The organism is Streptomyces sp. NPDC091416, assembly GCF_044756845.1.
GTDB lineage: Bacteria > Actinomycetota > Actinomycetes > Streptomycetales > Streptomycetaceae > Streptomyces.
In genome coordinates, this window is sequence record NZ_JBIVTU010000003.1 from 50,899 (window position 1) to 62,708 (window position 11,810).

General features: G+C 72.8%; 8 protein-coding genes. 3 read left to right on the forward strand and 5 right to left on the reverse strand.

Annotated elements, in window-relative coordinates; genetic code table 11:
* Positions 1-153 precede the first annotated feature (153 nt).
* The 4 genes from ACIQMX_RS11020 to ACIQMX_RS11035 form a co-directional block, all read right to left on the reverse strand.
* Positions 154-1,626, reverse strand: a complete 1,473-nt coding sequence (locus ACIQMX_RS11020) for a condensation domain-containing protein (protein WP_402476626.1) — start codon at positions 1,624-1,626, stop codon at positions 154-156.
* The gene (locus ACIQMX_RS11025; protein ID WP_363077857.1) at positions 1,623-4,886 is read right to left on the reverse strand and encodes an amino acid adenylation domain-containing protein; all 3,264 of its coding nucleotides are present in this window, start codon (positions 4,884-4,886) and stop codon (positions 1,623-1,625) included. The genes ACIQMX_RS11020 and ACIQMX_RS11025 overlap by 4 nt, the downstream gene beginning before the upstream one ends.
* A gap of 81 nt (positions 4,887-4,967) precedes the next feature.
* Positions 4,968-6,053, reverse strand: a complete 1,086-nt coding sequence (gene gntD / locus ACIQMX_RS11030; RefSeq protein WP_363077855.1) for a guanitoxin biosynthesis L-enduracididine beta-hydroxylase GntD — start codon at positions 6,051-6,053, stop codon at positions 4,968-4,970.
* 122 nt (positions 6,054-6,175) lie between these two features.
* Positions 6,176-6,568: an ACT domain-containing protein gene (locus ACIQMX_RS11035; RefSeq protein WP_363077853.1), complete on the reverse strand. Its 393-nt coding sequence runs from the start codon at positions 6,566-6,568 to the stop codon at positions 6,176-6,178.
* A gap of 241 nt (positions 6,569-6,809) precedes the next feature.
* Here ACIQMX_RS11035 and ACIQMX_RS11040 point away from each other — a divergent pair, with 241 nt between their 5' ends.
* The 3 genes from ACIQMX_RS11040 (at position 6,810) to ACIQMX_RS11050 (ending at position 10,794) form a co-directional block, all read left to right on the forward strand.
* Positions 6,810-8,123, forward strand: coding sequence for an MFS transporter (locus tag ACIQMX_RS11040; protein WP_363071954.1), 1,314 nt, complete (start codon positions 6,810-6,812; stop codon positions 8,121-8,123).
* The gene (locus ACIQMX_RS11045; protein ID WP_363071956.1) at positions 8,120-10,477 is read left to right on the forward strand and encodes a M20/M25/M40 family metallo-hydrolase; all 2,358 of its coding nucleotides are present in this window, start codon (positions 8,120-8,122) and stop codon (positions 10,475-10,477) included. Before ACIQMX_RS11040 ends, ACIQMX_RS11045 begins: the two co-directional genes overlap by 4 nt.
* Before the next feature lie 134 nt (positions 10,478-10,611).
* Positions 10,612-10,794 (forward strand): MbtH family NRPS accessory protein, encoded by a 183-nt coding sequence (locus tag ACIQMX_RS11050; protein ID WP_363071958.1) that lies wholly within the window; start codon positions 10,612-10,614, stop codon positions 10,792-10,794.
* Between the two features lie 89 nt (positions 10,795-10,883).
* Here the strand turns inward: ACIQMX_RS11050 and ACIQMX_RS11055 are convergent, their stop codons facing one another.
* Positions 10,884-11,618 carry a hypothetical protein gene (locus ACIQMX_RS11055; RefSeq protein WP_402476634.1) on the reverse strand — a complete coding sequence of 245 codons (735 nt, stop codon included), beginning with the start codon at positions 11,616-11,618 and terminating at the stop codon, positions 10,884-10,886.
* Positions 11,619-11,810 lie beyond the last annotated feature (192 nt).

The window sequence follows — 11,810 nt, forward strand, 5'->3', positions numbered from 1 at the left end:
GCGCGCTCGGGGGGGGGGGGGCCCCCGGGGGCCCCCCCCGCGGGGGGGGGGGGGGGGGGGGCCGGGGGGGGGCGCGGGCCCCCCCCCCCCCCCCCCCCCGCCGCCCCCCCCCCCCCCCCCCACGCTCCTTCATGAGCCGCGGAAGACGGCCGGTCAGGCTCCGCCCACGGCCGGAGGCAGGGACGGGACGCGCAGGGGCGGCCCGCCGCGCTCGTCGAAGACGCGGAACGAAGGATCGGCCGCGATCCGGTCGAGCAGGTCGCGGTAGTCGGCGGCGATGTCCCGTACCCTCGCGGCGGTGTACCTGTTGGTCCGGTACGTGACGACGACGTGGGTCCCGGCCGTCGCGTCGTGTGTCACCCGGAGCGTGAAGTCCCGCTCCGCCTGGCGCCACGGTGGATCCATGACCATCTCGCTGCGCAGGACCTCCTCGGCCTCGTCGGGTACGGCGGGGTTGCTCTCCTCGGTGAACAGGGCGCGCAGCAGGTCGCGCCGGCCGGCCGCGGGCTCCTGGCCGAGGGCCTCGATCACCTCGGCCACCGGGAGGTCGTGGTGCTCGAAGTCAGCCGCAGTCCGGTCGCGTACGCGTTCGAGGACCTGGAGGTACGTGGGGTCACCGGACAGATCCGCCCGCACGAGCAGCAGATTGATGAAGGCGCCGACGAGGCGGTCGGCCTCGGGGCGGTCCCGGCAGGAGTAGGGAGTGGTGACCGCTCCGTCACGTACTCCCGTCCAGCGGGCGAGCAGTATCTGGAAGGCGGCCAGACTCACCATGAACGGGGTGGCTCCGTGCTTCCTGGCGAGCTGCCGCAACGCGGTCACGGTCCGGTCGGAGACCGGCAGCTGATAGGTCCTCCCGGTGCAGTCGGTCGCCGGCCGCGGCGCCACGTCGCTGGGCGGGACCGGGACCAGGACGCCGTCCAGGGCGGTCCGCCAGTAGTCGAGCAGTTGCCGGCGCCGGGCCGCGGTCAGCCGCCCGCCCTGCCAGGCGGCGAGGTCCGCGGGCTGGAGCGTCAGCGGCGCCAGCGGTGAAGGAAGCCCGGCCGAGCAGGCGAAGTACAGGGCGGTCAGTTCCTCGATGAGCACCGACATGGTGTGGCCGTCACTGACGATGTGGTGCACCACGATGGCGATGTGGTGCTCTTCGGGCCCCACCCGCAGGACCCGGAGCCGCCCCGGCGGATCGGCGCACAGGTCGAAGGGTTCGTCGAAGAAGTCCCCCATGGCGTCGTCGGCGCCCTCCGGCGTCACTTCGACGACCTGGAAGGACAGGTGGCCGGTGCTGGACGGTCGCACGATCTGCGCGGGTTCGCCGTGCTCCTCGGTGGTGAACACCGTCCGCAAGGCCTCGTGCCGGTCGGCCAGGGCGGCCCAGGCGCGTTCGAGCGCGCCGATGTCCAGAGCGCCGAACAGCCTGATGCCGCCGAGGGTGACCCAGGTGTTCCGCGTGGGCGAGTCGTGGTGGAGGTGCCACATCAGGTGCTGGACCGGTGACAGCGGGAAGCGGTTGTCGCCCTCGCTCCTCGGCAGCCGGGGGACCGCGGCCCGGCCCGTCCGGGAGCGCCGGGCCAGCAGGGCGGCCTCGATGCGTGCTCGCGCGGCCAGGTCGGCCGGGCCCGCCGTCATGCTCCGGCCTCCCCGGCGGCACCGGCAGAGCCGTTCGTACGGTCAGCGTCCTCCGCAGCGTCGGCATCGTCCGTGCCGTCCGCGAGGAGCAGTTCGAAGATGTGCTGCGCGACCTCGGCGACGGTCGGCTCGATCGTGAACAGGATCCGCATCGGGACCTGGATGCCGAGCGTCTCGCTCACATCGGCGAGCATCCGCACGGCGAGCAGCGAATGGCCGCCCAGATCGAAGAAGTTGTCGTGGACACCGACTTGCTCCATGCCCAGGAGCTCCGCCCAGATCCGGGCGAGTTCCTCCTCCACGGGGGTCCGCGGTGCCACGTAGCGCGCCGACGCGGCGGCTCCCGACGCGTCCGGCAGCGCCGCCCGGTCGACCTTGCCGTTGGCGGTCAGCGGGAGCTCGGCCAGCGGCACGTACAGGGCGGGCACCATCCACTCCGGCAGCCGCTCGGCCAGGAAGTCCCGCAGCTCCCCGGGGTCGGCTCCACCGCCGGGGACGGGCACCGGGTACGCCACCAGCTGCTGGGCGCCCAGGGCATCGGGCCGGGCGATGACCGCGCCGCCGGAGAGTCCGGGGTGCCGGTTCAGCACGGCCTCCACCTCGCCCGGCTCCACCCGGTAGCCCCGGATCTTCACCTGCTGGTCGGACCGGCCGACGAACTGAAGGCTGCCGTCGGCGCGCCGGCTCACCACATCGCCGGTGCGGTAGAGCCGGGCGCCCGGCGTGGCCGAGTGCGGGTCGGGCACGAAGCGTTCGGCGGTGAGGCCCGGGCGGGCGTGGTAGCCGCGGCCGACGGAAGGACCGCCCAGACACAGCTCGCCGGCGACACCCGGCGGCACCGGCTCCAGCCACGCGTCCAGCACGTAGGCCCGGCAGTGCGGCAGCGGACGGCCCAGCGGGGCGATGGCGTCGGCGGCGCCGTCGTAGTCGACGGGCGCCGCCACGGAGGTGCACGCGGCCTCGGTCACTCCGTAGACCTGTACGAGCCGGCCGGGCCACTGCCGCCACGGCATCAGCCGGCCGAGCGCGGGCGCCGCCTCGCTGCCGAAGATCAGGATGCGCAGACAGGAGGGCACGGTCTCCCGTTCGGCCCGGGTGATGGCGCCGAGCCGGCTGGGCGTGGTGGACAGAACGGTGGCGCCGGTCGCTGCGACGAGCTCCCACAGCTCGTCCGTCGCCACCGGCGGCTTTCCGTCGGGCAGGGCTATCGAGCCGCCCGTGAGCAGATGCGGATAGACCTCTTCGGCGACCACGTCGAAGCCCAGCGGTGCCAGTTGCAGGGCCCTGTCCTGCGGGGTGAACCCGAGGGAGCCGGCCAGCGCGCGGGCGAAGGCGGTGACGCCGCGGTGGGTGTTCATGGCGCCCTTGGGGCGTCCGGTGGAGCCGGAGGTGTAGATGAGGTAGGCGAGCTGGTCCGGCGTGGTCTCGTCCGGCGGCGGTCCCGGGCGGGACTCGGGCGGCAGCGCGTCGAGCAGCACGGCTTCACGGCCCCGCAGATACGGCTGCGCGGCGCACTCGGCCGTGGTGATGACCAGGGAGGCGTCCGAGTCGGTCACCATGTAGTCGATCCGGTCGGGCGGGTAGTCCGGGTCGAGCGGCACGTAGTGTCCACCGGCCTTGAGTACACCCAGGTAGGCCGTGATCAGCTCCGGCGACCGGGGCAGGAGCACGGCGACGGGTGTGCCGGGCGCGACGCCGCGGTCCCGCAGATGCCAGGCGAGCCGGTCCGCGGCGGCGTCCAGCTCCGCGTAGGTGACCTGCCGCGGCCCGCAGACCACAGCGATGTCAGCGGGTGCGGCGGCGGCCCGGCGCGCGAAAGCCCGGTGCAGGCAGTCGGGTTGATCCTCCGCATCCGGCACGGGCTCATGGGCGGAGCCGAGAAGCCGGTCGCGCTCGTCCTCGTCGAGCAACCGCAGCCGGGAGACGGGCTCCTGCGGCCGGGTGGCGACGGAGTGCAGCAAGGTCACGAACTGCCGCGCCATCCGCTCGGCCGTTTCGGCGTCGAACAGCTCGGTGCTGTACTCGAGGGTGGCATCGGCGAACTCCGCCCCCGGCGTGATCTCGAGCGAGAGATCGAACTTCGCGGTGCGCGTGGCCACCGGCATCGCCTCGAAGGACAGTCCGCCCGCGGACCAGCCCTCCTGCGGCAGGTTCTGCAGGGAGAACATGACCTGCGAGAGAGGGCCGCCGAGTCCCGCGTAGCGCGCGGGCCGGAGCTCCTCCACCAGCTTCTCGTACGGCAGATCCTGATGGGCGTACGCGCCGAGACAGGCTTCCCGGGCCCGGGCGATGAGTTCGGTGAAGGCGGGGTCGCCGGAGCTGTCGACGCGCAGGGGAAGGGTGTTGACGAAGAACCCGATCAGACCGGCGAGTTCGGAACGGCCCCGGCCCGCGACCGGGGTGGCCACGGAGATGTCGTCGCTCCCCGAGTACCGGCCGAGCAGGACGTTGAAAGCCGCGAGGAACACCATGAACGGGCTGGCCTCGTGCTCGCGGGCGAGCCGGTCCACCCTGGTGACCAGGGCCGTGGGAATGGTGAACGGGTGCACGGCGCCGGCCGAGGACGGTTCGGCGGGTCGCGGCCGGTCGGTGGGGAGCTGGAGCGGGGAGAGGCCGGCGAGGCGGTCCCGCCAGTACTCCACCAGCCCCTTCAGCGTCTCGCCCTGCAGCGACTCACGCTGCCAGAGCGCGTAGTCGACGTACTGGAGGGGAAGCGGTTCCAACTGGGGCAGCCGGCCGCTCGCATGGGCCTCGTAGCAGAGCGAGAGCTCCTGGAAGAGGATGCCCGACGACCATCCGTCCGTGATGATGTGATGCATCGTCAGGACGGCGATGTGCTCCTCGGGCGAACACCTCAGCAGCCGCATGCGCAGGAGCGGTCCGGTGTCCAGGGAGAACGGCCGCTCGATCTCGGCGAGGATGAGCTCGTCGGCGTCCCGGCCCGCCACCTCGACGACCGGCAGTTCGATCCGCAGCTCGTCGAGGATGACCTGGAGCGGTTCCACACCGTCGAAGTGGAAGACGGTGCGCAGCGACTCGTGCCGTTCGACGACGCTGTCGAGCGCCCGGCGCAGCGCGGTGACGTCGAGCGCGCCCCGGATGCGCGCCGCCGCGAGCACGTTGTACGTCGGCTGACCCGGGTCGACCTGGTCGAGCAGCCACAGGCTCTGCTGGCTGAAGGACGTCTCGGCCATCAGCGGCTCGTCGTCCTCCGGCCGGTCGTCCGTCGCCGCGGACCCGGATTCTGGTGCGGTGGTCAAGGGTTCTCCTGTCGCGATGGGCGGGCTGGCGGGCACATCGGGTGCGCGAACCCGGCCGGGACCGGGCTCCCGCACGCCCTCTCAGACCAGCGCGCGTCCGTGCGAGCCGTAGCGGCGGTCCTCGGAATCGCGCAGGTTCGACGTGACGTTGATGCGCCGCAGCCAGCGGTCGGTGCCGTCGTAGCGGGCCTTGAACGGGCGACGCCCGTGGATCGCCCGCTTGTTGTCGATGAGCAGGAGCTCGCCGGGGGCGAGGGAGACGTCGCGCAGTCGGGTGTCGAAGGCCGCGATCACGGTCTCCAGCGCCTTCTCGGCGGCCGGGTCCGAGAGCGAGCGCTGCATGAAGGCCGGGTCGATGCGGATGAACGGGGCGTCCTGGCTGCCGCTGAGAATCGCGGTGGGCCGGGGACTGCTGTTCATCTCCGCGATCTGCCGGAACGCCTTGTCTGCCCAGGCGTCGGTCTCCAGGCCGGTCGTCGTCTCGTTGAACGCGGCGGTGTGCGACTCGTCGGGGAGGATGATGAACCGCTCCTCGAAGAGGATCCGCCGCGTCTCCGCGTCCAGGGGCAGGTCCTGGACCGGCGCGAAGGTGGTCGGCACCCGGTCGGGGTTGCGCAGGCAGAACAGCATGATCCAGTCCGCGCGCAGCGGATGGAACGCGTCCTCGTTGTGCCATTCCAGGTTGACCGTGGAGCTCGAACCCAGCTGGGACTGCTCGTGCCCGGCCACCGGGAAGACGTCCAGGACCAGCCGGCCGCGCTGCTGGGTGAGATAGGAGATCGGGTCGCCGATCAGCGAACCGATCAGAAGGAGGACCGCCGCTGCCCGGTCCGTCTCGCGGCTCCGGGGATCGTCGGTGTACTCCAGCGGGGTCGGGCCGAGAGCGGCGGCGTCCAGCGGGAGTCCGGAGACCACGAGGCCGCCGTACGGCTGCCCGGTGAGCCGGAATTCGGTGAGCCGCCGGCGCAGACGGAACGGAAGCTCGTGGGAGCGGACCGAGATGCGGTTCAGCCGGTCCTCGAGAGGGCGCTCCGGGTCCTCGTCGAGGAGGGTGTCGGTGATGTCGCGGACCGTCGCGCTCTCCTGTCCGTCCAGTGCCAGGCAGGGCACACCGTCGTCCGCCCGGATCTCGAGGTCTTCGGCTTCTTCGGCATGTGCCAGTCCCACGTTCAGCCTCCTGGAGTCAACGGCCAGGGTCGGGGCCGTTCGCGCAAGGCTCGCAGTGGTCCGGTACCGCCAGGCAGTCGGGAACCCTCCTGACACCCCGGGCCCGGCGGCGCCGCCCGCGCTCACCCGGCCACGTGGTGGCCCGCCTCCCGCAGTACCGAACAGGCTTCGGCCCGGCGTTCACGGGGCACCAGGACCAGGTCGCTGAGGTAGCTCGACGAGACGAAGACCGGGACGCCCGCTGCCGCGAGCGGGCCGAGCACGGCCGCCAGCATGCCGGGCAGGTCGAGGCCGTGCGACGTCTCGCCGTAGAGGCCGGCCCAGCGTTGCGGAGCGCCGTCCCCGACGGGCTCCGCCGCCGGGGACGGCGGTATCTCGCGCACCACGGTCAGGCCTTCCGGGGCCCGGTGCAGGACGTACCAGGAACCGTCCGGCGGCAGGTGCCCGGCCGGCAGCTGTTCGACGGTGAACTCGGAGGGCAGCACCCGCAGGTGCTGCGCGGCAGGGGTGATCATGCGCGCACCCTAGGGCATCCCGTCCGGAGCGGGCCGGGGCGCGCGAGCCCCGGCCCGCTCCGGACGGGATGCCCCGGACCAGGTTCCGGACCGTGCCGCGCCCGCGGGTCAGGAGGCTCCCTGACCGGCGGGCGCACCGGCCGTCGCCGTGGGGGATTCCCCCGACTGCTGCACGCGGCGGGTGGTTGCCAGTATCGGCGTACCTCTGCTGCTCAAGTGCCTCAGAAAGGAGGCGCCCGTGGTGGCTGAACCGAGCACCGCTACGGTGCCGAAACGCCGCTTCGGGGCAGGATTCTGGCGACTGTGGACCGCGACCTCGATCTCCGGGCTGGGCGACGGCGTCCGGATATTCGCCCTGTCCGTGTACGCCGCCACCGTCTCCAGCGACCCCGTCGCGGTGTCGCTGGTGGCGGTCGCGGGCCAACTGCCGTGGGTCCTCGTCGGCCCGTTCTCCGGCACCCTGATCGATCATCTCGACCGCTGGCGGATGCTCTGGATCTGCGATGTCGCCAGGGCCGTCGTCCTGGCGGGCTTCGTGTCGGCCATCATGGGGGACCGGGTCACCATCCCCGTCCTCGCGGTCACGGCCTTTCTGCTCAGCTCGATCGAGACGATGGCGGACAACCTGTCCCAGGCCGTCGTTCCCGACGTGGCCGGCTCCCATTCGCTGGACTCGGCCAACAGCAAACTGCTGACCGGGCGCCTGGTCACGATGGAGTTCCTCGGCGCACCGGTGGGCACGGCCCTGTTCGCCACCGCCCACCTGCTGCCCTTCGGCCTGGCCACGGTCTGCTTCGCCCTCTCCGCACTCCTCATCTTCGGAGTGCGGCCGGCGTCGGGCCGCACGGCCGCGGACGAGGGCCGGGTCACCCTGCGGCTGCTCGGTTCCCAGACCGGCGAGGCCGTGGTCTGGCTGTGGCGCCACCCGCTGCTGCGCACCGTCTGTGTGATGGCGGGGCTGCTGAACTTCGCGGTCCTCGCGGTGATGGGCGTCGCCGTCCTCTACGCCCTGCACGTGCTGCACGTCAGCGAGACCGTGTACGGCCTGCTGCTCCTGGTGATCGCGGTCGGCGGTCTCGCCGGGCTGACCGCGGCCCCGAAACTGATCGCCGGACTGGGACGCGGCCGTGTCCTGCAACTGTCGCTCGGCATCTGCCCGTTCGTCTTCGTGCTGGGCGGCATCACTTCGCAGCCGCTGATCGCCGCCGTCGTGTTCGCCTTCGCCGGGATCAGCGTCGCCCTGGTCAACGTGGTCACCACGACGCTGCGTCAGGCGCTCATTCCACCGGACAGGTTCGGCCGGATCAACGGCGCCTACCGGCTGGTCATCAACGGCCTCTCGCCGCTCGGTGGCCTCGCGGGAGGGCTGGCCGCGGACCGGTTCGGGCTGCGCGCGCCCTTCTTCCTCGCAGCCGTCGTGCTCGCCGGCGTCACGTGCGCGGCCCTGCCCCTGCTCTCCAACCGCAGGATCGGCCACGTCCCCGACCCGGACACCGAGCCCGGGCACGAGGGCGCCGGAAGTCCGGCCACACCGACAGGAACGGACGGCGAATGACGCTGCGCGAGATCCAGATCCCCGCCGCCGCGGCCCCGGAGCAGACGCCCGACTCCGGCCGGCGGCGGCTGCTGCCCGGCCTGCTGGTCCTCCTCGTCACGCTGGCCGTGGCGGTCCTCGGTGTGCTGTCCGTCTCCACACCGCCCGACCCGCTGCCGGCCGACGCGCCCGCCGCGGAGTTCTCGGCCGTACGTGCCCATGCCCATGTCGAACAGATCGCGACGGGACCGCGCCCCGTCGGGTCGGCCGCGCACGATCGGGTACGGGACCAGCTCGTGCAGAACCTGCGCGGACTCGGCCTGGACCCGGTGGTCCACAAGGAGCTCGGCGTCGACCGGACCCCGGGGCACGCCATGGCGGCCCCGGTCCAGAACATCGAGGCCACGATCCCCGGCAGCGATCCGACGGGCAGGGTCCTGGTCGTGGCCCACTACGACTCGGTGGAGATCGGGCCGGGAGCCACGGACGACGCGCACGGTGTGGCGACGCTGCTCGAAACCGTGCGGGCGCTGCGGTCGGGCCCCGCGCCGCGCAACGACATCACCGTCCTGTTCACCGACGGCGAGGAACTGGGCCTGATGGGTGCCCGGGGCCGGCTCGCCGCCGACGACCGGGGCGATCCGAACCGTACCGTCGTCCTCAATCTGGAGTCCCGCGGCACCTCGGGCCGCGCGGTCATGTTCGAGACCGGTGCGCACAACGCGGCGCTCGTGCCCGCGCTGGCCGACCACGCGCCGGTCACCACCTCGCTCGCCTACGAGGTGTACCGGCTGCTTCCCAACAACACCGACTTCACGGTCTTCCGCGAGGCCGGCTTCACCGGAATGAACTTCGCCAACGTCGGTACGTCGGCCAACTACGACACGCCCCAGGACAAGCTCGCCAACTCCAGCAAGGCCTCGCTCCAGGACATGGGCGCCACGGTCCTGAGCGCCACCAGGAGCCTGGCCGCATCGGACATCGCCGCGACGGGCAGGGGCGGCGAGGCCACCTACTTCACGCTCGGGCCGCTCCTGGTGCGCTACCCGGGCGCTCTGGTGCTGCCGCTGGCCGGGATATCGGTGGCCGCGTCCGCCGTCGTCGTCTGGCTCGCGCTACGGCGGCGCGCGGTCACGGGCCGGGCCATGACGATCGCCGCCGCCACGGTGCCCCTGCCACTGATCACGGCAGCCGCCGTCGGCTGGGCGGGCTGGCAGCTGATGACCCTCGTCCGGCCGCACTACGCGGGCTTCATCTTCGGCGACCCCTACCGTCCGGGCCCGGCCGCGCTCGGCCTGTGTCTGGTGACCGCGGTGGCCGTCTGGGTCTGGGCGACGGTGCTGCGGCGCAGATGCGGCTCCCTGGAGCTGACCGCGGCGGTCACCTGCTGGCTGACCTTCCTCACCCTGCTCACGGCGCTCCTCGTCCCCGGCGCCTCGTACCTCTTCCTCTGGCCCGCGCTGACCGGCGCGGCCGCGTTCGCCGCCGCGGTCCGGCTGCCGGCGTCCTCCCCCTGGCGCACCGCCGTCGCGGCCCTGCCGGCCGTGCCCGGCGCCGCACTGCTCGCCCCCATGGTGGCGCTGCTCTTCGCCGCGCTCGGACTGGTGCTCGCCATGGCGCCGCTGGTCGTACTCGTCCTGCTCGTCGCCCTGGTGGCGGCGCCGCTCGCCCGCCCCCTGGCACGGCGGCCGCTGTTCCTCGGGGCCGGTGCGGCGGCTCTCGCGGGCGTCGTCGTCTGCGGGATCGGCGTGGCCCGGGACGGCACGGACAGCGAGCACCCCGCCCAGGTCAGCATGGTGTACGTCGCCGACGGGAAGGGCGCCCGCTGGGTGAGCTCGGGCCGGAGCAGCCATCCCTGGCTCGATCCGTACGTGGACGCGGGCACCGCCCCGCTGGCAGCGGAGTTCCCGTACCTCAAGGAACCGGACGAGTGGCTCACCGGCCCCGCGCCCCGTGCCGAGGCCCCGGCGCCGACCGCGCGCGTGCTCTCCACCCGGCGCGGCGCAGACGGATCGCGCGAGGTCACCGTACGCATCGGCACGGCCCACGGCGCGGCCGGCCAGCTGATGCTGTACGCAGACACCGGCAGCGGTGACGTGGAGAGCCTGACCGTGGCGGGGGAGAAGTGGTCCGGAGGCAACAACCGGCCCGGTGTGAAGGGCCGTTGGGGCTGGGGGTTCACCTACGTGGCGCCGCCGGCCGAGGGGGTCGAGCTCCGGCTGAAGGTCGCGGGCGACGGCCCCCTGCGGATGCGGCTGCTGGCGAAGTCCGCCGGATTCCCGGAAGGGGCGCTGGCGCAGGAGCCGCCGGCCGATGTCGCCTGGGCCGCCTGGGACGCCGGGTTCACGCTGGTGGCCAAGGAGTTCACCGTCTGATGGGCGGCCGCAGCCCACGGCTTCCACGACGGAGGTCGCCGCCTCCGGATGCCCGGCTCGTCCGCACCGGACTCGTTCAAGGACAGGTATCCGCACAGGGCGTCCGTCGGGACGCACCACATAGGGAGGTTCACATGGCCGGTGGTACCCAGGACTATCAGGTGGTCGTCAACATCGAGGAGCAGTACTCGATCTGGCGGGCCGGACGCGATCTCCCGGACGGCTGGAGCGAGGCGGGCTTCAGCGGGTCCAAGGAGGAGTGCCTGGCCCACATCGACACCGTCTGGACGGACCTGCGACCGCTCAGCGCCCGCTGATCCAGCAGACCGGAGCCGTCACGCAACGGCGCACGGGGCTTCGCCTTCAAACCGGAGGCGGAGCCCCGTTTCGCGTTGCGCGGGAGGCGTCAGGCCGCGGGATCCGCTTCGATGGCTATCCAGAGGGCACTCGCCCGGGCCAGCAGGCGGCCCGTCTCCGCTTCGTACAGAGCCGTGACGTTCGTGGCGGTGCGGTCCTGGACGCCGTCGAGTCTGCCCACCACGACATAGTCCGTTCCCGCGCGCGGGCGTTCGTCGATCCCGGCCGTCATCCGGCCGAGCAGCCTGGGACGCCGGACCGGATCGGTCGTCCAGCCGCCCGGGCAGTCCAGGGCGGCCCAGACGACCTCGGGCCGTACGAGACCGGACGCGTCGGCCAGTTCGGGGCGCGGACGCCAGCGGCAGGCGACCGTGCCCGGACGGCCCTCGACGGCCCCGGGCCGTAGCGACAGGCCGTCCTTCTCCCGCTCGGTGCCGCAGACGAAACAGGTCGGGAAAGGATGGCCGTCCCCGCTGAACGACTTCTGCGCCACCGCTGCCGCCGTCGCGGAGACGGCGGCGGGTGCGGGAGGGGCGCCGTTCGCCGCCGTGACCGTGGCGACCACGTCCTCCCCGTGCCAGGCATGGCCACGCCGTCCGGCGGGCCGGTAGGCGAGTGGTGTGTCCAGCGGAACCGGAAGATGCAGGGAGACCGCGAGCGGGCCGGTGAGATGGTCCGCGGACCGGGCGACCTCCGCCAGAACACCGCAGGCGTAGCCGCCGTTGGCGCTGGTGGGGGGCCCGTTGAAGGCGGCGTCGACGGAGAAGGACGTTATCGGGGGCACGGTGTCTCCTCGGCGGCAGGTGGCTGATCGTGCCAGCGACCTTAGAGCGCTGCGACGTTGGTCCGGGCCCCGGTCGGGGCCGTGCCGGTGTCAGGAGTCTTCCCGACTGTCTGCGTCCGCCGGGTGTGGCCAGGCTGTTCGCGTACCCACGGGTGGGTGTTTCCGCCGCGCCCTCGGACGACAGAGGTGCTG

Coding starts and splice junctions, on each gene's coding strand:
- ACIQMX_RS11020 (WP_402476626.1), bottom strand. CDS start 1,626: ATGACGGCGGGCCCGGCCGACCTGGCCGCGCGAGCACGCATCGAGGCC.
- ACIQMX_RS11035 (WP_363077853.1), bottom strand. CDS start 6,568: ATGATCACCCCTGCCGCGCAGCACCTGCGGGTGCTGCCCTCCGAGTTC.
- ACIQMX_RS11045 (WP_363071956.1), top strand. CDS start 8,120: ATGACGCTGCGCGAGATCCAGATCCCCGCCGCCGCGGCCCCGGAGCAG.
- ACIQMX_RS11050 (WP_363071958.1), top strand. CDS start 10,612: ATGGCCGGTGGTACCCAGGACTATCAGGTGGTCGTCAACATCGAGGAG.